The organism is Streptomyces piniterrae (assembly GCF_005048155.1).
Lineage (GTDB): Bacteria > Actinomycetota > Actinomycetes > Streptomycetales > Streptomycetaceae > Streptomyces > Streptomyces piniterrae.
This window is the reverse complement of sequence record NZ_SUMB01000010.1, coordinates 145,316-171,077: the sequence shown is the minus strand read 5'-3', so window position 1 is coordinate 171,077 and position 25,762 is coordinate 145,316. Positions and strand designations below refer to the sequence as shown.

The window sequence follows — 25,762 nt, the reverse complement described above, 5'->3', positions numbered from 1 at the left end:
ACGACATCCGCCGTTCCCCCTCGCGACGGCCGTCCGACGGTTTCCGTCCGGCGAGGCCGCGCCGCGTCCGGGTTACGCTCGACAGCCGGCGCAGAAAAACACCTCTCGGCGCGGATGCGTACGGTCCGGGCGCATACGCACCCATCGGCGCGGAAACGCGCCCCCCCTGCCCCATCGCTCCACCTTCCCACCAAGCAGACAAGGGAGTCCGCCACCGTGGCCATCTCCGTCTTCGACCTCTTCTCCATCGGCATCGGCCCCTCCAGCTCCCACACCGTCGGCCCGATGCGCGCCGCCCGGATGTTCGCCGGGCGCCTCAAGAAGGACGGTCTCCTCGCACAGACGGCCTCGGTGCGCGCGGAGCTCTTCGGTTCGCTCGGCGCCACCGGCCACGGCCACGGCACCCCCAAGGCGGTCCTCCTCGGCCTGGAGGGGCACTCCCCGCGCACCGTCGACGTGGAGCGGGCGGACGACGAGGTCGAGCGGATCCGTACGACCAAGCGGCTGCGGCTGATGGGCGCCGAGATAGGCAGCGCCCATGAGATCGACTTCGACGAGTCGACCGAGCTGATCCTGCACCGCCGCCGCGCGCTGCCGTACCACGCCAACGGCATGACCCTCTTCGCCTACGACGCGGCCGGTGCCCCCCTCCTGGAGAAGACCTACTACTCGGTGGGCGGCGGCTTCGTCGTCGACGAGGACGCGGTCGGCGAGGACCGCATCAAGCTCGACGACACCGTCCTCAAGCACCCCTTCCGCACCGGCGACGAGCTGATGCGCCTCTCCCAGGACAGCGGGCTGTCCATCGCCGCGCTGATGCTGGAGAACGAGAAGGCCTGGCGCACGGAGGAGGAGATCCACGACGGGCTGCTGGAGATCTGGCGGGTCATGCAGGCCTGCGTGTCGCGCGGGATGTCCCGCGAGGGCATCCTGCCCGGCGGCCTCAAGGTCCGCAGGCGCGCCGCGAACTCCGCCCGCCAGCTGCGCTCCGCGGGCGACCCGCTCGCCCACGCGATGGAGTGGGTCACCCTCTACGCGATGGCCGTGAACGAGGAGAACGCGGCCGGCGGACGGGTCGTCACCGCCCCCACCAACGGCGCGGCCGGCATCATTCCCGCGGTCCTGCACTACTACGTCAACTTCGTGCCCGGTGCCGATGAGGAGGGCGTGGTCCGCTTCCTGCTCGCCGCCGGTGCCATCGGCATGCTGTTCAAGGAGAACGCCTCCATCTCCGGCGCCGAGGTCGGCTGCCAGGGCGAGGTCGGCTCCGCCTGCTCCATGGCGGCCGGCGGTCTGGCCGAGGTGCTCGGCGGCTCGCCCGAGCAGGTCGAGAACGCCGCCGAGATCGGTATGGAGCACAACCTCGGCCTGACCTGCGACCCCGTCGGCGGTCTCGTCCAGATCCCGTGCATCGAGCGCAACGGCATGGCCGCGGTCAAGGCCATCACCGCCGCCCGTATGGCGCTGCGCGGCGACGGCCGCCACCATGTCTCCCTCGACAAGGTCATCAAGACCATGAAGGAGACCGGCGCCGACATGAGCGTGAAGTACAAGGAGACGGCGCGGGGCGGGCTGGCGGTCAACATCATCGAGTGCTGACGGGCGCGCCGGCGGGCGGACGCGGGGCCTGGGGCCGGTCCGGCCCCGACCCGGCGGACCGCCCCTGGCACGCACGGCGTGTCCTCGGCGGGGCCGAGCCCTGACGGCGGCTGCGGCCGCCGTCGTCCGGGCCCGCCGAGGAACGTCGTCCCGGTTCTGCTGATCACCGACTGAATTCCGCATACCGACAGGCTACGAGCGACCACTGACAGTCACCTTCGCCGTCCCCGCCGATTGCGCCCTCACGCGTGGCTATTTGCCGATCTCCCAGGCGAAAGGCGGGAGTTCGCGGGCCCGGGAGTAGATGTCCAGGGCGTGGCAGGCCGGGACGAAGGGGTGGACGCGGCCTCCTTCCAGACCGGCCAGCAGCCGGGCGCAGTGGTGGACGCAGCCGGCCACCTCCGCACCGTGGCGGTCGACGATGGTGGCGGCTTCGTGCGGTCCCTCGCACGGGGTCGGATCCTTGGCGGCGGCGGCCGCGCAGCGACCGTGCGTCGAGTGGCATGTCCGGCGGTCGAGCGGTCGTTCCATGGTGCTGCCCCCCTGGTGATACGTGAGGTGTCCGACCCTGATGAGGCGTGCGGTGACCGGCCCCTGCGATACCCGAGGTGCCCGACCCGCCGCTGTTCCCGGCGCGTTTGTCGCGGTGCCGGTGGCGTGCCGTATCCGTCATCACCTCCGCGGCCCCTCCACCGGCACTCAGGACAGTGCTGCTCGGGGTGGGCCGCCTCCATGCTCCTTTGGGGAAGACCTGAACGGATCGTCATCGATTCATGGGCATGAAAGCCATGTTCGCGCGCCCCCCGTGGTGCGCGGGGCGCGTCAACCTCCTTATGGGGAGGTCGACTTGGGGCGCCGGGGCCGGCTCGGACGGCGGAAGGCGAGGGGTTCGGCGAGGCGGGCCGCCGCCAGGCAGGCGAGGGCCAGCAGCCAGCCGGCGAGGACGTCGCCCGGCCAGTGGACGCCCAGGTAGACGCGGGTGGCGCCGACCGCGACGGCCCAGAGGGCGAGCACCGCGTACCAGGTGCGGGCGGTGCCGGGGCGGGCGCGGTGCCCTACGCCCCAGGCCAGGATGCCGGCGGCCAGTACGGCGGTGGTGGCGTGGCCGGAGGGCCAGGCGTGGCCGACGGCGGCCCCGGCCCAGTCGGCGGTCGGCGGACGCGGCCGGGCGAGCAGCCGCATCAGGCCGTAGCGGATGGCCTGACCGGCCGCCAGCACGGCGACGGCGCAGGCCACCACGCGGATCCGGCCGTGTGTGCGCGCACCCGCAAGCAGTCCGCCGAGTACCGCCATCAGATACGGAACGGGTCCCGCACCGGTGGCGGTGAGCGCGCGGGCCAGGGAGCGCACCGGTTCACCGCGATGCGCCGTGGACCAGTCATGGGCGGACCGTTCGGCCGGGAGCGGGGCTCCGTGGCGTACGGCCACCAGGACGGACGCGGCGACGAAGAGTGCCGCGCAGACCGCCGCGAGCGCCACCAGTGGCCACCGCCGCCTGGCTGCCCGCCCCGGTTCCCGCCCGGGGGCCGTCACCGCGCGGCCACCAGGGGGCGCAGCCGGGTGGCACGGAGGCGGTCGACGGCGGGGGCGGCGCGGCGGGCGAGCGGGGTCAGCGGCCAGGCGACGAGGCCACCGACGGCCAGTCCGACGGCGACGTCGTGCGGGTAGTGGGCGCCGACCCAGACGCGCGAGGCCGCCATCAGGAGCGCGGCGGGGACGGCGATACGGGCGAGTCGGCGGTGGCACAGGAGCAGGGCGACCGCCGCGGCGGCCGCTATGGCGGAGTGGTTGCTGGGGAACGACCAGTCACCGGGCGCCGGACAGGCCTGGAGGGTGATCGCGGGGAGCGTCCGGCAGGGCCGTTGTTCGTCGACGAGGCTCTTGACGGCATCGTTGACGACGAAGGCGAGGAGCACGACGAGGGGGGCGGCCAGCGCCATCGCCATACGGGCGGGGTCGGCGCGGCGGGCCCGCCACCAGACGGCCAGCATCAGGGCGGCGAAGAGGCCCATCCCGTAGTCGGTCCAGTAGGAGACGAGGGTGTTGAGAGTGTGCGGGGCGTGGTGGGCGAGGTCGGTGGTCCGGGTGTAGAGGTCACCGTCGATCGAGGCTCCGCCGAAAGCGAGCGTGCTCACTGGGGGTTCTCCTTGGCGGGGTGGTGCGTGGTGCGGGGGTTCGGCGACGGGCCGAGCGGCCGACGGGCGGCCGGGTGCGGGGCGTGCGGCGGGAGCCCTCCGGGGGCCTGCGCCAGGGCTGTGACCTGCGGGTCCGCGATGGCTCCTGCCATGTCAGTGGGCCCTCTCATAATGGGTTCCGAGCCTGCCGCCTGCCGCGCGGCCGACCCGACCGACTACAGTCAAGTAGACGGTCTACGGAACTGTAGACGACGGAGAGGTGAACGGCGTTTCATGTCCGAGACACCACCCGTGCAGCGGCGCCCTGCCGGCGAGCTGGAGGCGAGCGTGCTTGCGGCGCTCTGGGCGGCCGAGGGGCCGCTGAGCCCCGCCGAGGTGCAGCGCGCGCTGGGCCGCCGCCTCGCCCGTACGACCGTCACGACGATCCTCACCCGGCTGCACGCCAAGGGCGCCGTATCCCGCTCCCGGGCCGGCCGCGGCTATGCGTATTCGCCGATACAGGACTCCGCCGGGCTGACCGCCCGCCGGATGCGCAGCGAACTCGACAAGCAGGACGACCGCGGCACCGCGCTCGCCCGTTTCGTCTCCGACCTTCCCACCGAGGACGAGCAGTTGCTCCGCTCGATCCTGGCCGATACGGAGGAGCCGACGCGGGGGGAGATAGGACGCTGAGGCGATTCGCCTCAGCCTCCCTCGCGCCAACACGGTGCCCGCTTACGGAACTTCGCCGCCACAATCTGGCGTCTCAGACCATGGGCATGCTCAACTGCTGTGACCTGCACCGCGGATGATGCTTCGCACGGCCCATTGAACGGCGCATTGCACGACGCACGGAACGAAGCGCTGGACGGCGCTTCGCAAGGGCAGATCCGATCGGCGGGAGGCCGCTCATGCTGCATGGTGTCGATGTCAGTTCGTACAACACCTCATATTCCACCGAGGGGTTGGACTTCGTTTTCGTCAAGGCCACCGAGGGCCGTTCCTACATCAACCCGCACCAGTCCGCCCAGGCGTCGAAGGCCCGTAAGGCGGGATGCGTGGTCGGTTTCTACCACTTCCTCTGGCCGGGGAATATCGCCGCGCAGGCGAGATATTTCGTCGAGAAGTGCGCTTCCGTCGAGGGCGACATCCTGGCCGCCGACTGGGAGCGCACCGGCGAGGGCACGTATGCGAGCAATGCCCAGAAGGACCAGTTCCTTCTGGAGGTCAAGAAGCTGCGCCCCACCCACCGCGTGATGCTCTACTGCAACCGTGATTTCTGGCTGAACCACGACACCACGTCCTATGCCGCCGACGGCCTGTGGATCGCGGACTATGTCTCGGCCGGGCACCCGCGGATCAAGGCGAAGTGGCGCATCCACCAGTACACGGACTCGCCGCTGGACAAGGACGTGGCGGATTTCACCAGCAAGGCCGCTCTCAAGAAGTGGGCGCACCCGGCTTAAGGTTTCTCCTGCCGGCCCCATCCGGGTGACCAGCACACGGATACCAGAAACCTTGAGGAGCGGCCGTGACCGACCCGGCGTCCAAGGCCCTGCAGGAGGAGATCGCCCGGGATCTCCAGGTGACCGCGTCCTTCGACGCCGAGCGGGAGATCGAGCGCCGGGTGGCCTTCCTCACGGAGCGGCTGACGACCACGGGCCTGCGCTCCCTGGTCCTCGGGATCAGCGGTGGCGTCGACTCCACGACCACGGGCCGGCTCTGCCAGCTCGCGGTGGAGCGGGCCCGTGCCACCGGCCATGACGCGACGTTCTTCGCGATGCGGCTGCCCTACGGCGTCCAGGCGGACGAGAAGGACGCACAGCGGGCGCTGGAGTTCATCCGGGCCGACCGGGTGCTGACCGTCGACATCCGCCCGGCGAGCGATGCGGCGCTGCAGGCGGCGGTGGACGCCGGGGTCACCTTCCGCGACGCCCACCACCAGGATTTCGTGCAGGGCAACATCAAGGCCCGGCAGCGCATGATCGCGCAGTACGCGGTCGCCGGCGCGCATGACGGTCTGGTCGTGGGCACCGACCACGCGGCGGAGGCCGTCTCCGGCTTCTTCACGAAGTTCGGCGACGGCGCGGCCGATGTCGTGCCGCTCACGGGCCTGACCAAGCGCCGGGTGCGCGCCGTCTCGGCGGCCCTCGGCGCCCCGGCGGAGCTGGTCCACAAGGTCCCCACGGCCGACCTGGAGACCCTCGACCCGGGCAAGCCCGACGAGGACGCGCTCGGTGTGAGCTACGACCAGATCGACGACTTCCTGGAGGGCAGGCCGGTCGCCGACGTGGCCTTCCAGTCGATCGTCCGCCGCTACCGCTTCACCGACCACAAGCGCGCACTGCCGATCGCCCCCTGAGCGCCCTCCGCTCTGCGGGGCCCGGCCGCGGCCGGGGCTCCGCGGGACGGCGCCCACCCACGCACATGTCATGCACCGGCAAGGGGACAGTCATCGTCCCGGTGCTAAACCGTGGGCGTGGGCGGGCATGCATGCGGGCATGGGAAGCCGCGAAATGCGATCGGAAGATCAATTGTCAGTGGGGCCGCATACGCTCCGAGACATGGGTTACGCAAACCTGCGCGAACTCCAGACCGCGCTGACCACTGCCTCCGACATCGCCTCCGCCCTGCAGAGCGCGCCCACCCGGCGCGACGCGGACCAGCTCGTCGACGTCCTCCGGCGAGCACTGACCGCCGCCAGCTCACTGGGCGCCGAGACCGGCCCGACGGGCTGCGCGATACACCCGCACGGCGCCGTCGACCCCCTGTACGGCGACCCGGAGGATCCGCTTCCGCCGGGTTACGGAAAGTGCCTGCTCTGCAACGACCGCCGTCGCCGGGCGGACGCCCACCACCCGCACCCCCGCCCGCACGCCCACGCCTATCCGCTCCGCCGCCGCCGGCTGAGCGCCTAGGGCCGACGGCGGGCACGGCGTAGCATCCGCGCATGCGACCTGCCAGATACAGCGATGAGGATCTCGAGCAGCACTCCCTGCGGCGCCGGGTGCCCGATGACGGGCAGCGGTCCGGATTCGAGCACGACGTCGACCGGATCCTGTACTCGACGCAGTGGCGGGCGCTGGCCGGCAAGAGCCAGGTGGTGGCGAGCGCCGAGCTGGGCGCGTACCACACCCGGCTGACGCACTCGATGAAGGTGGCGCAGCTCGGCCGGCGGATGGCGGAGCGCCTGGAGCGGAAGTACGGCGGGCCGAACCCGGCCCTCGTCGAGGCGGCCTGTATGGCGCACGACATCGGGCATCCGCCGTTCGGCCACGCCGGCGAGCTGGCGCTGCGCGCCACGATGGACGAGCTGCACTTCGCGGACGGTGTGCTGGACAGCTTCGAGGGCAACGCGCAGACGCTGCGGGTGCTGACGTTCCTCGCCGCGCACAAGTACCCGGGCCATCGGGGACTGCATCTGACCCGTGCCTGCCTGGACGCGTCCACGAAGTACCCGTGGGAGCGCGCGCCGGTCGACCAGGATCCGGCGCGGCATGTGAAGTGGGGTGTGTATGTCGCCGACCGGGACGCGTTCGCCTGGGTGCGGGCCGGCCGCACCGACACCGCCGTCCCCGTCGAGGAGCAGGTCATGGACTGGGCGGACGATGTCACCTACGCCTGCCATGACGTGGAGGACTTCTACCGCACGGGCCTGATCCCGCTGGCCGCGCTGTTCCCGCCGGACGGTTCGGCAGGCGGCGACACCGAGCGGGAGATCCGCCGGTTCCTGGACTATGTGCAGGCCAAGCGGGCGCGGGCGGGCGAGGCGTTCGACCGCGAGGCGGCGCTGCTGCTGATGGCGGACATCGGCAAGCGGCTCGCGGTGCACGCCCCGTACAGCGGCAGCCATGAGGACGCGGTCGCGGTCAACCGCCGTACCGCCGACCTGATTTCGTACTTCACCCGCGGGATCGAGCTGGAGGTGGGCGGCCCGGCGGCGATCCGGTACGGGGCGCGGCTGGTGATCCCGGAGGAGCGGCGGGCCGCCTGCGATCTGCTCAAGGAGCTGGTGTGGTGCTATGTCATCGACCGTCCGGCGCTCGCCACCCAGCAGCACGGCAAACGGCGGGTGGTCAGCGAGCTGCTGCGCTGGAGCCATGACGCGCCCGAGCTGCTGCCGCCGGAGCGCGCCGAGGAGCTGACGCAGCACGGCGACCGGCTGCGCGCCGCGGCCGACCATGTCGCCTCGCTCACCGAGGACCAGGCACTGGCCCTGCACCGTCGGCTGTCGGGCACGGGCCTCGGCTCGGTCAACGACAACGTGTGGCTGTGAGCCGGGGAACGGCGGCAGGACGCCGCCGTTCCCCGACCCCGGCCCGCGGCTATTCGCCGCGCGGCCCGTTCTCCCGTCCGGCCACAGCCTCCCGCCCGGCCGCGGTCTTCTCCGGCCGCAGCGCGATACGCCCCAGCACTCCTGCGACGACCAGCGCGGCCAGCGCGATCAGCACGAAGTCCGGCACTCCGTTGCCGATCCGCGCCACCCGTTCCTCGACCTGGAATTCGGTGTCCGCGTCGAGAATTCCGGGCAGCGCGCTGGTTCCGTTGAAGCCCAGGAAAAGGATGCCGATACCGATGAAGAACAGCCCGGAGAGTACGGATGTGGTGTGCAACCGCAGCTTTCCCAGGGTGAATTCGCGGCCGCGCAGCCAGCCCCTGGTGCCGAGCTGGAAACGGTCCCAGAGCAGCGCCAGCAGAAACAGCGGCAATGCCATGCCGAGCGCGTAGACGGCGAGCATCGAGGCGCCGTACACCGGTGAGCCGCTGACCGCGGTCACCGTCAGCACCGCGCCCAGGATCGGTCCGGCGCAGAAGCCCGCGAGGCCGTAGACACTGCCGAGGAGGAAGGTGGAGACGGCCGAGCGCGGGGTGATCCTGGCGGCTGCGGCCTGGGCGCGCCTGGAGGCGAAGCCCAGGCCCAGGATCTGGGCCACGCCCATCGCGATGACGACCCAGCCGCCGATGGCGATCAGCAGATCACGGTGGCCGTTGAACAGCCGGCTCGCCGCCGCGCTGGCCGCGCCGAGCGGGACCAGCGTCGTCGCGAGACCCAGATAGAACACGCCGGTGCGCGCCAGCAGCCGGCCGGGGTGGGAGAGCGAGTACGCGAAGAAGGCCGGCAACAGCAGCGCGCTGCACGGGCTGAGCAGCGCGAGCGCGCCGCCGAGGAAGGCCGCGAGGTAGCCGATGTCGGTCACTTCCCTGCCCCCTTGCCCTTCGTGCCGGCAGCGGCCGCGGCGTCCTCGATGGCCTGCTCGAAGACGTCGGTGGCCTGGGCCCCGGAGACCGGCCGTCCGTTGATCAGGAAGGACGGCGTGGACTGGACGCCCAGCGCGTAGCCCTCCTCCTGGTCCCTCTTCAGCGCGCGCTCGGCATCGGCGCTCTTCATGTCCGTGCGGAACTTCCCGATGTCCGGCACACCGCTGGCGCGCGCCAGGTCGACGAGCTTGTCCTCGGCCAGATCGCCGCCCTTGCGGTTCTCGGCGTAGAGCTCGTCGTGCAGCTGCCAGAACCTGCCCTGCCGCCCCGCCGCCCAGGCAGCGCGAGCGGCCCGCTCGGAGTCGGCACCGCGGATGGTGAAGTTGCGGAACTCGATGCGCAGGGTGCCCGCGTCGACGTACTTCTCGACCAGCTCGGGCTGGGTCTCGCGGGCGAACCGCCCGCAGAACGAGCACTGGTAGTCGGCGTATTCGACGAGCACGACCGGGGCGTCCTTCTTGCCGACGGCCAGCGGGTCGCCGTCCTCGCGCCGGCTGGTCTGCTTCGCCAGGTTGTCGTAGATCTTCTGGCGTTCGGTGCCCTCCGGGGGCAGCCCGGACGCGGCGGCCCGGGGCGCGCCGTCGCCCCCGGCGTCGCGGCCGCCCTCGACGGCCTTGCCGACGGCGACGGCGATGGCGATCACGGCCACGACGAGTGCGAGGACCGCACCGACGGCGGCCAGTTTGCGGGTGGGAGAGGCGGAAGCCGGGCGGGTGGGAGTGGAGGAACTGCGCCGGGCGGGCGTGGAGGAGTTGGGCATGCGGAAGCTCCGGTCGTACGGGGTGGATGAGTGGCCGGGTGCGTGGGCAGCGGCCTAGATCCGCAGTACGGGGCGGAGCGCGGTCGGGTCGGTGGCGGGTGCGCTGCCCGTGGGGGGCCGGGCGAGCGCGAACTGCGCGGGTGCGTCGGTGGCCAGCGGGGCGGGTCCTGTGGCGTCCGGGGCGAGCGGCTCACCACGGTGCGGGGTGGGCGGCGGAACGGACTCGTCGGGTGCCGGCGCGTGCCGGCCCTGGCACTTCTTCGGCACACCGGCCGCGGCTGGGTCGACGGCCTCGGGCGTCTGGCGCGAAGTCGCTGTCGACGGGGCATCGGGATTCTGGCGTGAACTCGCCGTCAGCGCGGCGTCGGGCGTCTGGCTGGAAAGCGCCGTCCGCGCGGTCTCCGTCGACCGGCCCGCCGGCTGCGCCTGGTCGCCGCCGGTCCGGCACAGCAGCGGCCCGAAAGTGACCGCGAGGAGAAGCAGCAGCGTCGTCGCGTACGACCGGCGCACATGCCGCATGTCGCCTCCTCCCGCGGTACCTGGCGCAAGCATCAACATCCCATCCTACGGACCGCGTCCGGGCATCCGGAGCACGGACCTTCCGGCCCCGCCACGCCGCCGCGCGCTCACCACGTCCGTATAACAGTCAGCGGAAGCGGTGGCCCAACCGGCTTTCATAAGGCCGGTGGCATAGCTCACCTTTGATCACGTACCAACAAGTGATGCTACGTCCCGACATGCCCGCATTTACACCTTTGGCAAGGTCACACCCGAGCTGCCATAGTCGACCGCGGCGGCCGCCGATCACCGGCCCGGCCGCCCCGGACCCCGCGGGCACCCCCCTTCCGCCCGCCGGAGGTCGGCACTGGGGCCCGACCCGCGTCATGCGGGAGGGCCCCAGTCCGCTTCCGGGGTCCGCGGGCGGGCCACCCCTCAGCGGTCGGTGACCCGCATTTCGAACCAGGTGGTCTTGCCGCGCGGCAGCAGATCCACGCCCCAGCGGTCGGAGAGCTTGTCGACGAGGAACAGGCCACGCCCGCTGGTGTCCATTTCCTGTACCGGCATGAGACACGGCAGCCCACGCGACGGGTCGCGCACCTCGATACGGATCCAGCCGCGGCGGCGCAGCATCCGCAGCCCGAAGCAGCGGGCCCCGGTGTGCCGTACGGCGTTGCCGACCAGTTCCGAGACCAGGAGCACGGCATGCTCGGCGAGCTGCGGCGAGAGGGACCACTGCTTCAGGAGGACGGCGCCGGTGAGCCGGCGGGCGATACCGGCGGACTGGGGGCGCGAGGGCAGCCGGACCTCGTCGAGAACGGGATCGGCGACCAGTTCGAGCGCCGCGGACACCGGGCGCCCCTGAGCCGGCACCGTCTTTCTGCCCGCTTCGGGGAGCGCCCAGCCCGCGGCGGCCGTGCCGCTCCGCGGCCGCGGCTGCTCCATTCCTTCGAGGCCCGCCATGCCCCCCATCATGGCCGCTACTTGGCCCCTTCGGGGGCGGAACCGAGGGAATCCGCAGCCCGGAACCAGCGGCTCCCGCCCCCCTGCGGGACATATGCCAACGGCAGTTAAGGTTCCGGCGCGACCCAACTGACCTGCGATGACCTCACGCATGCGAAGGACCGCCGACCGTCGCCAACAAGGCGCCCTTAAGCCGTAATTAAGTTTTCCGCAATTCGCCCACACGAGGCATGGCATCCCGGCCAAACCTCACGCGCCCCGCCAACACCAGGTGTTTCAGCGGAACTTGGCCTTGCCCGGTCCCTCCTCGACGAAGCTACGCATACCGGTCTCCCGGTCCTCGGTCGCGAACAGCCCCGCGAACCAGTTGCGTTCGATCGTCAGACCGGTGTCGATGTCCGTCTCCAGGCCCGCGTCGACGGACTCCTTGGCGGCCCGCAGCGCCAGCGCCGGACCGGCCGCCAGCCGCGCCGCCCAGGCGTGCGCCTGCTCGTAGACCTCGGCGGCCGGCACCACCCGGTCGACCAGACCGATGGTGAGCGCCTCGTCGGCCTTCACATGACGGCCGGTGAAGATGAGGTCCTTGGCCTTGGACGGGCCCACCAGCCGGGCCAGCCGCTGGGTGCCGCCGGCGCCCGGGATCAGTCCGAGCAGGATCTCGGGCTGGCCGAGCTTGGCGTTGTCGGCCGCGATCCGGAAGTCGGCGCAGAGCGCCAACTCGCAGCCGCCACCCAGCGCATAACCGGTGATCGCGGCGACCACCGGCTTGGGGATCCGGGCCACCGCGGTGAACGCGTCCTGCAGGGCCTTGGAGCGCACGACCATCGCCGGATGGTCCATGGCCTGCATTTCCTTGATGTCCGCGCCGGCCGCGAACACCTTCTCACCGCCCCAGATCACGACGGCGCGCACATCGTCGCGGCGAGTGGCCTCCTCGGCCAGCTCGCGCAGCCGGTCCTGGGTGGCGATGTCCAGTGCGTTCATCGGCGGGCGGTCCAGGCGGATGGTGCCGACGCCGTCGGCGACCTCGAGATTCACAGTCATGAGGGAAGGTTAGTCCTCGTTAACGACTGGGGGCCCGGTGCACTTGGTCACAGTGCGCCGGTCCCCGCCATACGTCCGATTCCGTACCGTCCGGGTCCGTACCTCCGAGGCCGGGGCGGACGACCGCCCTACTGGTCGGCCTTCCACTTCTCCCAGGAGAGGTTCCAGTCGCTGAAGCCGTTTTCCGGCTGGATCGTTTCATCATGCGAGTTCTTGACGATCACGACATCGCCGACGAGGGAGTTGCGGAAGAACCAGGCCGCCGGGGTGGACTTGTCGTGCCCGCCGCGCTCGTCGAACAGGCCGACACAGCCGTGGCTGGCGTTCCGGGTGCCGAACGTCGGCCTGCCCGACCAGTAGTTGCCGTGGATGAAGGTGCCGGACGTGCTCAGCCGCATCGCGTGCGGCACGTCCTTGATGTCGTACTCGCCGCCGAAGCCGACGGTGTCGCCGTTCATCCGCGTCACCGGGTGCTTCTCGCTGATCACCATCTGGCCGTTGTACGTCTCGGTGCCCGGCGCGCCCGAGGTGATCGGGATGGTCTTGATCGTCTTGCCGTCGCGGACCACGGTCATCTGCTTCGACTTGGCGTCGACCGTGCTCACCTGGCTGCGGCCGACGGTGAAGGAGACCTCCTTGGACTGGGTGCCGTAGACACCCGGCCGGCCCTGGACGCCGTCGAGATCGAGCTTGAGGGTGACCTTGGTGCCGGCCGCCCAGTACTTCTCGGGGCGGAAGTCGAGGCGGTCGTTGCCGAACCAGTGGCCCTCGACCGGGACGGAAGGTTTCGCCGTGACCTTGATGGCGTCCTCGACGGCCTTGGGGTCGGTGATGCCGCGGGTGAAGTGGATGGAGACCGGCATTCCGACGCCGACCTCCTGGCCGTTCTCCGGGGTGTACTGGCCGATGAAGGTGTTCTTGGGGACGAGAGTGGTGAAGCGGGAGTGCTCCGCCGCTTCCCGGCCCTGCGCGTCCTTGGCTATCGCGTCGACGGTGTACTCGGTCGAGGCGCCGAGGTGGCCGCTCGGCTGCCATACGGCGCCGCCGCCGGATATCTTGCCGGCTATCTCGTTGCCCTTGCCGTCCTTGACCTTGACGGACGTGAGCCTGCCCTTGTGGGCGGTCACCTTCAGCGCGCCGCTGGTGGCGACGTCGTCCGCGCCGTCCTTGGGCGCTATCGTGACGGCCGCCCGCGAGGCGGACTTGTCGGCGCCCGCCTTGCCGGCCGGCTTGTCGTCGTCGCCGTCATCGCCACCGCACGCGGTCACCAGCAGCAGCATGGAGGCGAGCAGCGAGGCCAGGGGCAACGCGCGCGGCGCTCCTCCTCCGCGTGGCCACCGCCGCCGGCGAGCCGGCTCCCCCGATATCGGCTGCACGTTCACGACTGGCCCCTTCCCCCTCGCACGGCCGCGATTCCCCCGCGCGCGGACGCGTACAGCCGCGCGCTTGCCGTTAGATAACCACACCGCGGTGACAGTGGACTCCCCGCCATTGTCACCGTTTAGTCCCAAGTGCAAGCGGTGGTACGAGGGTTTACGGACGGTAGCGGAGTGACCGGCGGTTTCGTCCGGAAGTCGTCCGGATTCGACCGGTCGTCGGGGGACGGAGCGGCACCGCGGGCCGCCGGATCAGCGCAGCGCGGAGCCCGCCCGCCAGCGCGCCCACGACATGTTCCAGCCACCGAGACCGTTGTCCGGCGCCACCATGCGGTCCCGCGAGTTCCGCACCTCGACGGTGTCACCGACGATCGAACGGGCGAAGAGCCAGCCGGCCGGGGTGTTCGGGCCGCCGCCCCTGACGTCCTTGAGCCCCACGCAGCCGTGGCTGGTGTTGCGGCCGCCGAAGATGGCGGGCGGCGCCCAGTAGTTGCCGTGCAGGAAGGTCCCCGACCGGGTGAGGCGCATCGCGTGCGGGACGTCCTTGATGTCGTACTCGCCGCCGAAGCCGACCGTGTCGCCGTTCATCCGGGTCACCGACTGGCGGGCCAGGATCACCATCTTCCCGTTGTAGGTGGGGTTCTTGGCGTCACCCGCGGTGATCGGCAGCCGGGCCAGGACCCGGCCGGAGCGGCGCACCGTCAGGGTGTGCCGGGCGGCGTCGATGGTGCTGATCTGGTCCCGGCCGACCCGGTAGCGGATCGTCTTGCGCTGCAGCCCGTAGGCGTCCGGGCCGGTCTGCACGTCGCGCAGCCGCAGGTCGACGGTGATCACGGTGCCCGGCCGCCAGCGTTCGCGGGGCCGGAAGTCCAGCCTCCGGGAGCCGAACCAGTGGGGGGCGATCTCGACGGCCGGCCTGGCGGTGACCCTGATGGCGCGTTCGACGGCGGCACGGTCGGCGATCCGGCGGTTGAAGGCCAGCGAGACGATCATGCCGGTGCCGACCGTGGTGTTGTTCTCGGGCGTGTAGTAGCCGATGACGCGGTGCGGGGGCACGAAAGTGCGGAAGGTGGTGTGGCGGGCGATGCGGCGGCCCTCGCCGTCCAGCGCGAGCACGTCGACGGCGTACTCGGCGCCGAGCGCGAGCCGGCCGGACGTCGGCCGCCAGGACAGTCCGTCCGGCGAGATCAGGCCGCTGACGGACCGCCGGCCGGGGTTTCCGGCTCCCCGGTCACCGCCCCCGGTCCTGCGGACCTCGACCCGCTCCAGCCGCCCGTCCGCCACCCGGACCGCCAGCCGCTCCCGGGTCCGCACGCCCTGCGCGCCGTCCCCCGGGAGGACCCGGATCACCTCCTCCGGGGAGCGCGGCCGGTCGCCGGCGAGCACGGCCGAGGAGGCGCAGCCGGCGAGCGCCACCGATCCGGCGAGCACGGTGACGACGGCCATGGCGACGGCGCGGACACGGCGGGAACGGCCCCGCGTCCGGCTCCTCCCCCGGCTCCGCGCAGGGTCCTTCGCAGGCGCCTTCACCTGGGCCTTCACCTGGGCATATGCCGGATCCTCCACATAGACGGTCATATCCTGAATTGTGCCTGATGATGCGTCAGTTACGGGCGATGACATGAACCGGAATGTCACGGAGAGTTCGCCGGGCGCCCGCTGCGAGCGGAAGCGTGAGGCAACGCCCGGTTGCGGGAAGAACAACGGAAAGGGCGACGACGCGCGCACGACCGGGACTCCGTGCGCGGGCCGCCGCCCGACTGAGCCATGAGCCGCAGGAGGCCGGCACGTGTCGAGCGCACCTGAGCAGGCCGCGGTGGCGGACGAACCGCTCGCCCCACCCGCCGCCGTCCGCCCCGGCAGTCCGACGCCCCTCGGGGCCCGTTACCGCACCGGGCCCGACGGGGTCGCGGGCACCAATTTCGCCCTGTGGGCGGGCGGCGCGGAGGCCGTGGAGATCTGCCTCTTCGACGACGACGGCCACGAGACACGCCATCCGCTGACCGAGCTGACCCACGAGATCTGGCACGGCTTCCTGCCCGGCGTACGCCCCGGGCAGCGCTACGGCTACCGGGTGCACGGCCGGTGGGACCCGTGGGCCGGCGCCCGCTGGAATCCGGCCAAGCTGCTTCTCGACCCGTACGCGCGGGCCGTGGACGGCGACTTCGACGGCGGCCCGGGAGCCGCGGGACCGCGGCCCGCCCTGCCCGCCGAGCTCTACGGGCATGTGCGGGACTGGCCGCAGCAGGAGATCGCCGACACGGTGCGCGACGACCGCGACTCCGCGCCGTACGTCCCCAAGGGCGTGGTGGTCGGCGACGACACCTGCGACGGGCCGGGGGACGACGAGTGGCGGGACGACCGGCGCCCGAAGACCCCGTGGCCGGACTCCGTCCTCTACGAGCTGCACGTACGCGGCTTCACGATGCGTCACCCCGGCATCCCCGGGCATCTGCGCGGCACCTACGCCGGCCTCGCGCACCCCGCCGCCCTGGAGCACCTCACCCGGCTCGGTGTCACCGCCGTGGAGCTGCTGCCCGTGCATCAGTTCGCGCACGAGGACCACCTGGTGCGCCGGGGGCTGCGCAACTACTGGGGCTACAACTCCATCGGCTACTTCGCGCCACACGCCGCGTACGCCGCCACCGGCACCCGGGGACAGCAGGTCGGCGAGTTCAAGCGGATGGTGCGCGCGCTGCACGACGCGGGCATCGAGGTGATCCTCGACGTCGTCTACAACCACACCGCCGAGGCCGGCGAACTGGGCCCGACCCTCTCCCTCCGGGGCATCGACAACCGCGGCTACTACCGCCTTCAGGACGACGCCCGGCGCTACGCCGACTACACGGGCTGCGGCAACACCCTGCATGTGGTGCAGCCCCACGTACTGCGCCTCATCACCGATTCGCTGCGCTACTGGGTCACCGAGATGGGGGTGGACGGCTTCCGCTTCGACCTGGCGGCCGCCCTGGCCCGCTCGATGCACGACGTCGACATGCTCTCCCCGTTCCTCGCGGTGATCGCCCAGGACCCGGTGCTGCGCCGGGTGAAGCTGATCGCCGAGCCCTGGGACGTGGGCTCCGGCGGCTATCAGGTCGGCGCCTTCCCGCCCCTGTGGACGGAGTGGAACGACCGCTACCGCGACACGGTCCGCGACTTCTGGCGCGGCGCCCAGCCCGACGTCCGCGACCTGGGCTACCGCCTGTCCGGATCGAGCGACCTGTACGCCTGGGGCGGCCGCCGCCCGTACGCCTCGGTCAACTTCATCACCGCGCACGACGGCTTCACCCTCCGCGACCTGGTCACCTACGAGCACAAACGCAACGCGGACAACGGGGAGGGCAACCGCGACGGCACCCACGACAACCGGGCCTGGAACTGCGGTGCCGAAGGCGAGAGCGACGACCCGGGCATCAACGCCCTGCGCCGCCGCCAGCTCCGCAACCTGCTCACCACCCTGCTGCTGTCCACCGGCGTCCCGATGCTGGTCGCGGGCGACGAGATGGGCCGCACCCAGCACGGCAACAACAACGCCTACTGCCAGGACAACCCGATCAGTTGGCTCGACTGGTCGCTGCTCGACGATCCGCGGTGGCGGGGGCTGGCCGAGCTGACCGCCCGCCTGATCGGGCTGCGCCGGGCCCATCCCGTACTGCGCCGCCGCGCCTTCTTCTCCGGCCGGCCGCGGGAGCGCGGCGGGCTGCGCGACCTGGCCTGGTTCAGCGCCGAGGGCACGGAAATGGCCGAGCGGGACTGGTACGCGCCGGGGGCGACGCTGGGCATGTACCTGTCCGGCAACGACATCTCGCAACGCGACGCCCAGGGCAGCCGCATCGTCGACGACAGCTTCCTCGCCGTCCTGCACGCCGCCGAGCACCCCCGGTCCGTCACCCTCCCCGGGCCGCCCTGGGCCCAGACCTACGAACTCCTCGTCGACACCGGCGACGAGGGACCGCCGCCGGCGGACACCCGGTACAAGGCGGGCACCACCCTCACCGTTCCCGGCCGGTCGGTGCTGCTGTTCCGGGCGGAATCCGGCTGACTCGGCACGGCCCCGGGCCCGGCCGGGAGAAAACCAAGTGAGCATTGTCAGTGCCGCGGCTTACGCTCGCGAGTGATGGCCGATACCGCGCAGACGACGCCCCAGACCGCCCCGACCACCCCCTTACGACGCTCCGCGGTGCGCTCGCTGTTGCGCCTGTGGCCGTTCGTCCGCCCGGTGCGGACGCGGCTGTTTCTGGCCGCGTTCGTGGCGGTGCTCGCGTCATGCATAGGACTGGTCATCCCGCTGGTGCTCAAGTGGCTGGTGGACGGTCCGGTGACGGAGCGGGATCCGGGCGGTACGTGGCTGGGCGGCGGGTATCTGCTGCTCCTCGGGATCGCCGAGGCGCTGCTGTTCGGGGTACGGCGGGTGCTGGTGGCGCGGCCGCTCGCCAGTGTCGAGGCGGCGATGCGCGAGGCGCTCTACCGCCACATCCAGCGGCTGCCGGTCGCCTTCCACGACCGCTGGGCGTCCGGCCAGCTGCTGTCGCGCGCCACCACCGACCTTCAGCTGCTGCGTATGTTCCTCGCCTTCCCGCTGGTGTTCCTGCTGGTCAACGGCGCCACCATCCTGGTGGGCTGTGTGCTTCTGCTGGCGCAGCGCTGGTCGCTCGGGCTGGTGCTGCTGGCGCCGGTGCTGCCGCTGATGGTGATGTGCTCGGTCTTCGAGGCGAAGTACGCGGTCGCGGCGCGCCGGGCGCAGGACCAGGTGGGCGATCTGACGACGGTGGTCGAGGAGTCGGTGCTCGGCATCCGGATCATCAAGGGCTTCGGACGGCATCGCAGCCAGGCCCGCGCGTTCAAGGAGCTGACGCACCGGCTGCGGACCACCGAGCTGCACAAGGCGCGGCTGCTGGCGGCCATCTGGTGCGTCATCACGACCCTGCCGGAGATAGCCATCGGAGCGACCCTGGTGCTCGGCACCGTCCAGGTGGCCGACGACGCGCTGTCGGCGGGCACGCTCGTCGCGTTCCTGTCGACGGCCCTGGCGCTGCGCTGGCCGGTTGATTCCATCGGCTTCCTGCTGGCCATGAGCAACGAGGCGGCGACGGCCACGGACCGGTACTTCGAGGTCATGGACGAGAAGGCCGTGACGGACGAGGGCCGCGACGGAGCGGTGGGGAGCGGTGAAACCGGAAGCGGGCAGGCCGGGGGCGGCGAGGCCGGTGACCCGGCGCGCGCCGCCGGCGGACTGGTCTTCGAAGGCGTCGAGTTCCGGTATCCCGATGCGGCGGAGGACACCCCGCCGACCCTCCGGGGCATCGATCTGCACATACGGCCGGGCGAGACCATGGCGCTGGTCGGCGCGACGGGCAGCGGGAAGACCACGCTGACGGCGCTGGTGCCCCGGCTGTACGACCCGACGGCGGGCCGGATCACCGTGGACGGACGGGACCTCGCCTCGCTCAGCCGGGACGAGGCGCGGGCGCTGGTCGCCGTCGCTTTCGAGGAGCCCACGCTCTTCTCGGCGACCGTGGCGGAGAACGTCCTGATGGGCGCGGAGGGTGCCCAAGAGGCCGATCTGCTGCGGGCGTTACGGGTCGCGCAGGCCGACGGGTTCGTCGGCGCCCTCCCCGAAGGCACCGCCACCCAGGTCGGTGAGCAGGGCCTGAGCCTCTCCGGCGGCCAGCGGCAGCGGCTCGCCCTGGCCCGCGCGGTGGTCGGCCGGCCGCGCTTCCTGATCCTCGACGATCCGCTCTCCGCGCTCGACGTCCACACCGAGGCCCTGGTGGAGGCCGCCCTGCGCCGGGTCCTGGCGACCACCACCGCCCTGGTCGTCGCCCACCGCCCGTCGACGGTGCTGCTCGCCGACCGGGTGGCGCTGCTGTCCGGCGGCCGGATCACCGCCGTCGGCACCCACCACGAACTGCTCCGGGACAACCCCGAGTACGCCACGCTGATGTCCGGGACGTCTGGGATGTCCGGTGAAGCGGACCGGAGCGAGGGGGAGAGCGTCCGATGACGACCACCGCCACCGACCTGCCGGCCGATGACCACGAGGGCGCGGACGCCCCACGGCCACCGGCCGGTTCCGACGCGTTCGAACGGGACGTCCTGCCGACGCCCAAGGGCGCCTCGCGCTCCCTGCTGCGTTCGCTGCTGGCGCCGCACCACCGCCGCGTCTGGACGATCGCCGTGCTGCTCCTCCTCCAACAGCTCGCCGTACAGGCCGGCCCGCTGCTGGTGGCGTACGCCATCGACCACGCCGTCCCGGCGCTGCGGTCCGGCGACCACGGTCCGCTGATCGCCGTTGCGCTGGTGGCCGCGCTGTGCGCCACGGCGTCCGGCGGGCTCCAGTTCGCGTTCATCAAGGTCTCGGCCCGGGTCAGCCAGGACGCCCTGCTCGACCTCCGCGGCCGGATCTTCCGGCACGGGCAGGCGCTCAGCCTGGACTTCCACGAGCGCTATACGTCCGGCCGGCTGATCTCCCGTGCCACGACCGATGTGGAGTCGCTGCGCGAACTCCTCGACGAGGGCCTCCAGGAGCTGATCACGGTCGTCCTCTCGACCGTCTACATCACCGCGACCCTGGTCTTCCTGGACTGGGGCCTCGGGGCCGCCGCCGTCGCCTCCGCCGCGCCGCTCCACCTCTTCGTACGCTCCTTCCAGCGCCGCTCGCAGCGGGTCTACAGCGCGAAGTCCACGGCGATCGCGGCCGTCATCGTGAAGTTCACCGAGACCATCAACGGCATCCGCCCGGTGCAGGCGTTCCGCCGCGAGCGGCCCAACGACGCCGCGTTCGCCCGGCTGAACCACGACCATGAGCGGGTGAACGGCACCGCCACCCTGGAGATGGCCCGGTATGTCGTCTCGTCCCGGCTGGTGGCCAACTTCGCGGTCGCCGCGATCGTCCTGTGGGGCGCGTACCGCGTCGCCTCCGGCGGACTCGCGCTCGGGGTGCTGGCCGCCGCGGCGCTCTATCTGCGCCGGCTGTACGACCCCATCGACCGGCTGGGGATGTTCCTCAACTCGTATCAGTCCGCGGCCGCTTCGCTGGAGAAGATCGCCGGGCTGCTGGCCCAGCGGCCCGGCGTACCGGAGTCGGCGGAGCCGGTCGCGCTGCCGGCCGTGGCGGCCGGCCGGCCGGGCCGCGAGGTGGAGTTCCGCGGCGTCCGCTTCGCCTACCGTACGGGCGGCGAGGTGCTGCCCCGCTTCGATCTGACCCTCGCGGCGGGCTCCACGCTCGCCGTGGTCGGCGCCACGGGAGCCGGCAAGTCCACCCTCGCCAAGCTGCTGGCGCGCTTCTACGACCCCACCGAGGGGCGCGTCCTGCTCGACGGGGTCGACCTGCGCGATCTGTCCACCGCGGCGCTGCGGCGCGGCGTGGTGATGGTCACCCAGGAGGCGTTCCTGTTCTCCGGCACGGTCGCCGAGAACATCGCCATCGGCCGCCCGGACGCCACCCGCGCGGAGATCGAGCTGGCCGCGAAGGCCATCGGCGCGCATGACTTCATCACCGGCCTGCCGGACGGCTACGACACCGATGTCCGCAAGCGCGGTGGCCGCATCTCCGCAGGCCAGCGGCAGTTGGTCGGCTTCGCCAGGGCGCTGCTCGCGGACCCCGCCGTGCTCATCCTGGACGAGGCGACCAGCTCCCTGGACATCCCCGGCGAGCGGGCGGTACAGCGCGCCATGAGTACGGTGCTCCAGGGCCGTACGGCCGTGGTCATCGCACACCGGCTGTCCACGGTCGAGATCGCCGACCGCGTCCTGGTCATGGCCGACGGGCGGATCGTCGAGGACGGACCGCCGGCCACGCTGATCGCGGGCCGCGGCCGCTTCGCGGAGCTGCACGCGGCATGGCGGGAGAGCGTGCGCTGAGACCGGCCGGGCCGCCCGCGGCGGCCCCGGCCAGGCCCCCGCGGCACGCCCGCACCGTCCGTCATGCGAACACGGATTTCGCGCAACGGACGGTTTCCGGCCAATTAGTTGAACGGAGCCTGACAACCGGCCGTCTGAGGTGGGACTCTTCCCCGCAACCGCCGCGCGGCCCCCACAGCACCGCCCCTCGCGGCAGTCCGTTCCACCCGATGCGGCACGTTTCCCGCATCCGCATGTTTCCCCCCACACGCTCCATGAGTTCTGCCTCGCTCTGCCCGGACGGCCGTCGCCGCCCGGTCCCCCTCGGCCGCCGTCGAGTCGCGGCCACCGCAGAAGGAGTCAGTGTGAGACGCACCCCCCATAGACGCGCCGTAGCGACCGGCGCGTTGGTCGCCGTCACGGCGATGCTGGCCGTCGGCGTACAGGCCGGCACCGGCTCGGCGGCCGCCCAGCGGCCCGGCACCACACATGCCACCGCCGACCCCGGCGCACTGCCGGTCAAGCTGTCCCCGTCCCAGCGTGCGGAGCTGATACGGGCAGCCGGCGCCACCACCGCCGAGACCGCGAAGCTGCTGAAGCTCGGCGCGAAGGAGAAGCTGGTCGTCAAGGACGTCAGCAAGGACGCCGACGGCACCACGCACACCCGCTACGAGCGCACCTACGACGGGCTGCCCGTCCTCGGCGGCGACCTCGTGGTGCACCAGAGCAAGGGCGGCACGCTCAAGGGCGTCACCAAGGCCGTCCGCGCACAGCTCAAGGTCGCGAGCACCACCGCGAAGATCAAGCCGGCCACCGCCGAGGCGAAGGCCGTCAAGTCAGCGCAGGCGCGCGGGTCGAAGCAGACCGAGGCGGCGAAGGCACCGCGCAAGGTGGTCTGGGCCGCCGACGGCACTCCGGTGCTCGCGTACGAGACCGTGGTCGGCGGGCTCCAGGACGACGGCACGCCCAACGCGCTGCATGTCATCACGGACGCCAGCACCGGCGCCAAGATCTTCGAGTACCAGGCGATCGAGAACGGCGTCGGCAACAGCAAGTACAGCGGCAAGGTCACCATCGGGACGTCCGGCTCGGCGCCGAACTTCACGATGACGGACGCGACCCGCGGCAACCACAAGACGTACAACCTCAACCACGGCTCGTCGGGGACCGGTTCGCTGTTCACCGACGCCGACGACACCTGGGGCGACGGTACGGCGCAGAACGCCCAGACGGCGGGCGTCGACGCGGCCTACGGCGCACAGGAGACCTGGGACTACTACAAGACCGTGCACGGCCGCAGCGGCATCCGCGGTGACGGCGTCGGCGCGTACTCCCGTGTCCACTACGGCAACAGCTACGTCAACGCCTTCTGGGACGACGGCTGCTTCTGCATGACGTACGGCGACGGCAGCGGCAACGCCAACCCGCTGACCTCCATCGACGTGGCCGGCCACGAGATGACGCACGGCGTCACCGCGGCCACCGCCGACCTCACCTACAGCGGGGAGTCCGGTGGCCTGAACGAGGCGACCTCCGACATCTTCGGTACGGCGGTGGAGTTCTACGCCAACAACGCCGCCGACCCCGGTGACTACCTCATCGGCGAGAAGATCAACATCAATGGCGACGGCACCCCGCTGCGCTACATGGACAAGCCCAGCAAGGACGGCGCGTCCGCCGACTACTGGTCCAGCAACGTCGGCGACAAGGACGTGCACTACTCGTCCGGCGTCGCCAACCACTTCTTCTACCTGCTGTCCGAGGGCAGCGGCCCGAAGGACATCGGCGGGGTGCACTACGACAGCCCGACCTTCGACAAGCTGCCGGTCCCCGGCATCGGCCGGGCCAACGCCGAGAAGGTGTGGTTCAAGGCGCTCACCCAGTACATGAGCGCCAACACCAACTACGCGGCGGCGCGCACCGCCACGCTCAAGGCGGCCGCCGACCTCTTCGGCCAGGACAGCCCGACGTACAACACGGTCGCCAACACCTGGGCGGCGGTCAACGTCGGCTCCCGCGTCCCGGGCGACGGTGGCGGCACCGTCTTCGAGAACACCACCGATGTGGCGATCCCGGACGCGGGCGCGGCGGTCACCTCGCCGGTCACCGTCAGCCGCAGCGGCAACGCGCCCAGCGCGCTCCAGGTGACGGTGGACATCGTGCACACCTACCGCGGCGACCTGGTCATCGACCTGATCGCGCCGGACGGTACGGCGTACCGGCTGAAGAACTCCAACGCCAACGACTCGGCGGACAACGTGAAGGCGACCTACACCGTCAACGCCTCGTCGAAGGCGGCGAGCGGCACCTGGAAGCTGCGGGTCAAGGACGTCTACGCCGAGGACACCGGCTACATCAACGGCTGGAAGCTCACCTTCTGACGAGGTGCCAACACCACAGCGTCACCTTTGTGTGACAGAGGGGTTTCAGCACCTCACAAATCGTCCCAAGTAGGAGACAAAACAAGCAAGTTGGGCGTCGCCCCTGCATAACGGGGGCGGCGCCCGCCTCCGTTATGCGGACAACGATCTCCCCTGTACGGACGATTTTCGGCCAACTCGTGATTACCCCCCTGACATGCACGCGTTCGAATGGCAGTCTTCCCGAACGCATGTCACACCCGCATCGCTTTGCACCCCCACCATTTGGCAAAGTTGAAGGAGCACGTAGTGACCCCCCACATATCCCGTAAGACTCGTGTGACCGGTGCCGCCCTCGCGGCCGCAGGCCTTCTGGCCGCCGGCATCACCGTAGGAACCGCGGGCGCCTCCACCACGCAGACCAGCGCGAAGAGCGCCATGCCGATCAAGCTGAGCGCCTCGCACCGCGCGGAGCTGCTGCGTGACGCGAGCACCACCAAGGCCCAGACCGCCAAGGAGCTCGGCCTCGGCTCGCAGGAGCAGCTCGTCGTCAAGGACGTCATCAAGGACGCCGACGGCACCACGCACACCCGGTACGAGCGCACCTTCGGCGGACTCCCCGTCCTGGGCGGCGACTTGGTCGTGCACACCGCCAAGGGCGGCGCCATCAAGAGCACCACCAAGGCGAGCAAGCACTCGATCAAGGTGGCCTCCACCACGGCGAAGATCGCCCCCACCGCCGCCGCGAAGTCCGCGCAGGGCACCGCCACCAAGACCCTCAGCGCCAAGGGCGCCGACGCGCAGACCCCCAAGAAGGTCGTCTGGGCCGCCTCCGGCAAGCCCGTCCTCGCGTACGACACCATCGTCAAGGGTGTCCAGAAGGACGGCACGCCCAGCAGGATGCACGTCATCACCGACGCCAACACCGGCAAGAAGCTCTTCCAGTACGACGAGATCCACACCGGCAAGGGCGAGAGCCAGTACAGCGGCAGCGTCGAGCTGGGCACCAAGAAGGACGGCGGCAAGTTCACGCTGACCGACGACGGGCGCGGTGGCCACAAGACCACCAACCTGGAGAACAGCGAGAACGGTGAGGGCAAGCCGTTCTCGGACGACGACGACGCGTGGGGCACCGGCAAGCCCGACGACCCGCAGACCGCAGCCGTGGACGCGGCCTACGGCGCGGGCGTGACCTGGGACTACTACAAGACCGTGCACGGCCGTGAGGGCATCAAGGGCGACGGCAAGGGCGCCTCGTCCCGCGTCCACTACGGCGACAGCTACGTCAACGCGTTCTGGGACGACAGCTGCTTCTGCATGACGTACGGCGACGGCGAGGGCAACAAGAAGCCGCTCACCGCGCTCGACGTCGCGGCGCACGAGATGTCGCACGGTGTCACCGCCGCCACCGCCAACCTGGAGTACAGCGGCGAGTCCGGCGGCCTCAACGAGGCCACCTCGGACATCTTCGGTACCTCGGCCGAGTTCTTCGCCAAGAGCGAGAAGGACCCGGGCGACTACCTCATCGGCGAGAAGATCGACATCAACGGTGACGGCTCCCCGCTGCGCTACATGGACAAGCCCAGCAAGGACGGCCAGTCGCAGGACAACTGGGACTCCAACACCGGCGGTCTCGACCCGCACTACTCCTCGGGCGTCGCCAACCACTTCTTCTACCTGCTGTCCGAGGGCAGCGGCCCGAAGGAGATCGGTGGCGTGAAGTACGACAGCCCGACGGCGGACGGCTCCAAGGTCGAGGGCATCGGCCGGGACAAGGCCGAGAAGATCTGGTTCAAGGCCCTCACCGAGTACATGACCTCGACCACCGACTACAAGGGCGCGCGCGAGGCGACCGTCAAGGCCGCCACCGACCTGTACAAGGCCGGCAGCCCGGAGGTCAAGGGCGTCGAGGCCGCGTGGGCCGGCGTCGCGGTCAAGTAAGCGGTC

The 25,762-nt window shown here is 71.2% G+C and carries 22 protein-coding genes; 11 read left to right on the top strand and 11 right to left on the bottom strand.

From position 1 onward, the window contains the following. The first annotated feature begins 216 nt into the window (after window positions 1–216). Window positions 217–1,599 (top strand): L-serine ammonia-lyase, encoded by a 1,383-nt coding sequence (locus FCH28_RS26650; protein WP_136742700.1) that lies wholly within the window; start codon window positions 217–219, stop codon window positions 1,597–1,599. 252 nt (window positions 1,600–1,851) lie between these two features. Here the strand turns inward: FCH28_RS26650 and FCH28_RS26645 are convergent, their stop codons facing one another. From FCH28_RS26645 to FCH28_RS38290, 4 genes are all read right to left on the bottom strand, one after another. Beyond that, on the bottom strand, window positions 1,852–2,130 hold the full coding sequence (locus tag FCH28_RS26645) for a hypothetical protein (RefSeq protein WP_136742699.1): 279 nt from the start codon (window positions 2,128–2,130) through the stop codon (window positions 1,852–1,854). A 300-nt stretch (window positions 2,131–2,430) separates the two neighbouring features. Beyond that, window positions 2,431–3,078 (bottom strand): phosphatase PAP2 family protein, encoded by a 648-nt coding sequence (locus FCH28_RS26640; RefSeq protein WP_246103231.1) that lies wholly within the window; start codon window positions 3,076–3,078, stop codon window positions 2,431–2,433. 50 nt (window positions 3,079–3,128) lie between these two features. Further along, window positions 3,129–3,734: a phosphatase PAP2 family protein gene (locus FCH28_RS26635; protein ID WP_136742697.1), complete on the bottom strand. Its 606-nt coding sequence runs from the start codon at window positions 3,732–3,734 to the stop codon at window positions 3,129–3,131. Beyond that, complete coding sequence (locus FCH28_RS38290) at window positions 3,731–3,886, bottom strand: hypothetical protein (protein ID WP_169314257.1); 156 nt, start codon at window positions 3,884–3,886, stop codon at window positions 3,731–3,733. The genes FCH28_RS26635 and FCH28_RS38290 overlap by 4 nt, the downstream gene beginning before the upstream one ends. Window positions 3,887–4,007: 121 nt before the next feature. Between FCH28_RS38290 and FCH28_RS26630 the strand changes: the two genes are divergently transcribed. From FCH28_RS26630 to dgt, 5 genes are all read left to right on the top strand, one after another. Then, entirely contained in the window at window positions 4,008–4,406 is a 399-nt protein-coding gene (locus FCH28_RS26630; RefSeq protein ID WP_136742696.1) for a BlaI/MecI/CopY family transcriptional regulator, read from the top strand. A gap of 218 nt (window positions 4,407–4,624) precedes the next feature. Continuing rightward, window positions 4,625–5,179, top strand: a complete 555-nt coding sequence (locus FCH28_RS26625; protein WP_136742695.1) for a GH25 family lysozyme — start codon at window positions 4,625–4,627, stop codon at window positions 5,177–5,179. 65 nt (window positions 5,180–5,244) lie between these two features. Further along, window positions 5,245–6,075, top strand: a complete 831-nt coding sequence (gene nadE / locus FCH28_RS26620; protein ID WP_136742694.1) for an ammonia-dependent NAD(+) synthetase — start codon at window positions 5,245–5,247, stop codon at window positions 6,073–6,075. 202 nt (window positions 6,076–6,277) lie between these two features. Continuing rightward, window positions 6,278–6,631, top strand: coding sequence for a hypothetical protein (locus tag FCH28_RS26615; RefSeq protein WP_136742693.1), 354 nt, complete (start codon window positions 6,278–6,280; stop codon window positions 6,629–6,631). A 32-nt stretch (window positions 6,632–6,663) separates the two neighbouring features. Next, window positions 6,664–7,989 (top strand): dGTP triphosphohydrolase, encoded by a 1,326-nt coding sequence (gene dgt / locus FCH28_RS26610; RefSeq protein WP_246103229.1) that lies wholly within the window; start codon window positions 6,664–6,666, stop codon window positions 7,987–7,989. 49 nt (window positions 7,990–8,038) lie between these two features. On the opposite strand, the gene FCH28_RS26605 is transcribed toward dgt, so the two are convergent. The 7 genes from FCH28_RS26605 to FCH28_RS26575 form a co-directional block, all read right to left on the bottom strand. Then, window positions 8,039–8,911, bottom strand: coding sequence for a cytochrome c biogenesis CcdA family protein (locus FCH28_RS26605; RefSeq protein ID WP_136742692.1), 873 nt, complete (start codon window positions 8,909–8,911; stop codon window positions 8,039–8,041). Further along, on the bottom strand, window positions 8,908–9,732 hold the full coding sequence (locus FCH28_RS26600; protein WP_136742691.1) for a DsbA family protein: 825 nt from the start codon (window positions 9,730–9,732) through the stop codon (window positions 8,908–8,910). The genes FCH28_RS26605 and FCH28_RS26600 overlap by 4 nt, the downstream gene beginning before the upstream one ends. A gap of 54 nt (window positions 9,733–9,786) precedes the next feature. Then, complete coding sequence (locus tag FCH28_RS26595; RefSeq protein ID WP_136742690.1) at window positions 9,787–10,251, bottom strand: hypothetical protein; 465 nt, start codon at window positions 10,249–10,251, stop codon at window positions 9,787–9,789. A 414-nt stretch (window positions 10,252–10,665) separates the two neighbouring features. Then, window positions 10,666–11,193 carry an ATP-binding protein gene (locus tag FCH28_RS26590; protein WP_425472004.1) on the bottom strand — a complete coding sequence of 176 codons (528 nt, stop codon included), beginning with the start codon at window positions 11,191–11,193 and terminating at the stop codon, window positions 10,666–10,668. Window positions 11,194–11,469: 276 nt separating this feature from the next. After that, a complete protein-coding gene (locus tag FCH28_RS26585) occupies window positions 11,470–12,237 on the bottom strand; it encodes an enoyl-CoA hydratase/isomerase family protein (RefSeq protein ID WP_136742688.1) in 768 nt (255 codons plus the stop codon). A gap of 128 nt (window positions 12,238–12,365) precedes the next feature. Then, complete coding sequence (locus tag FCH28_RS26580; RefSeq protein ID WP_425472002.1) at window positions 12,366–13,619, bottom strand: L,D-transpeptidase; 1,254 nt, start codon at window positions 13,617–13,619, stop codon at window positions 12,366–12,368. A 246-nt stretch (window positions 13,620–13,865) separates the two neighbouring features. Further along, a complete protein-coding gene (locus FCH28_RS26575; protein ID WP_136742687.1) occupies window positions 13,866–15,191 on the bottom strand; it encodes a L,D-transpeptidase in 1,326 nt (441 codons plus the stop codon). Window positions 15,192–15,402: 211 nt separating this feature from the next. Between FCH28_RS26575 and glgX the strand changes: the two genes are divergently transcribed. The 5 genes from glgX to FCH28_RS26550 all read left to right on the top strand — a co-directional run bounded on the left by glgX (window position 15,403) and on the right by FCH28_RS26550 (window position 25,756). Beyond that, window positions 15,403–17,655: a glycogen debranching protein GlgX gene (gene glgX, locus FCH28_RS26570; RefSeq protein WP_136742686.1), complete on the top strand. Its 2,253-nt coding sequence runs from the start codon at window positions 15,403–15,405 to the stop codon at window positions 17,653–17,655. A 75-nt stretch (window positions 17,656–17,730) separates the two neighbouring features. Continuing rightward, window positions 17,731–19,617 (top strand): ABC transporter ATP-binding protein, encoded by a 1,887-nt coding sequence (locus tag FCH28_RS26565; RefSeq protein WP_136742685.1) that lies wholly within the window; start codon window positions 17,731–17,733, stop codon window positions 19,615–19,617. Next, window positions 19,614–21,476 (top strand): ABC transporter ATP-binding protein, encoded by a 1,863-nt coding sequence (locus FCH28_RS26560; protein ID WP_136742684.1) that lies wholly within the window; start codon window positions 19,614–19,616, stop codon window positions 21,474–21,476. The genes FCH28_RS26565 and FCH28_RS26560 overlap by 4 nt, the downstream gene beginning before the upstream one ends. A gap of 344 nt (window positions 21,477–21,820) precedes the next feature. Next, entirely contained in the window at window positions 21,821–23,836 is a 2,016-nt protein-coding gene (locus FCH28_RS26555; protein ID WP_136742683.1) for a M4 family metallopeptidase, read from the top strand. Between the two features lie 288 nt (window positions 23,837–24,124). Beyond that, entirely contained in the window at window positions 24,125–25,756 is a 1,632-nt protein-coding gene (locus FCH28_RS26550; protein ID WP_136742682.1) for a M4 family metallopeptidase, read from the top strand. Window positions 25,757–25,762: the final 6 nt, after the last annotated feature.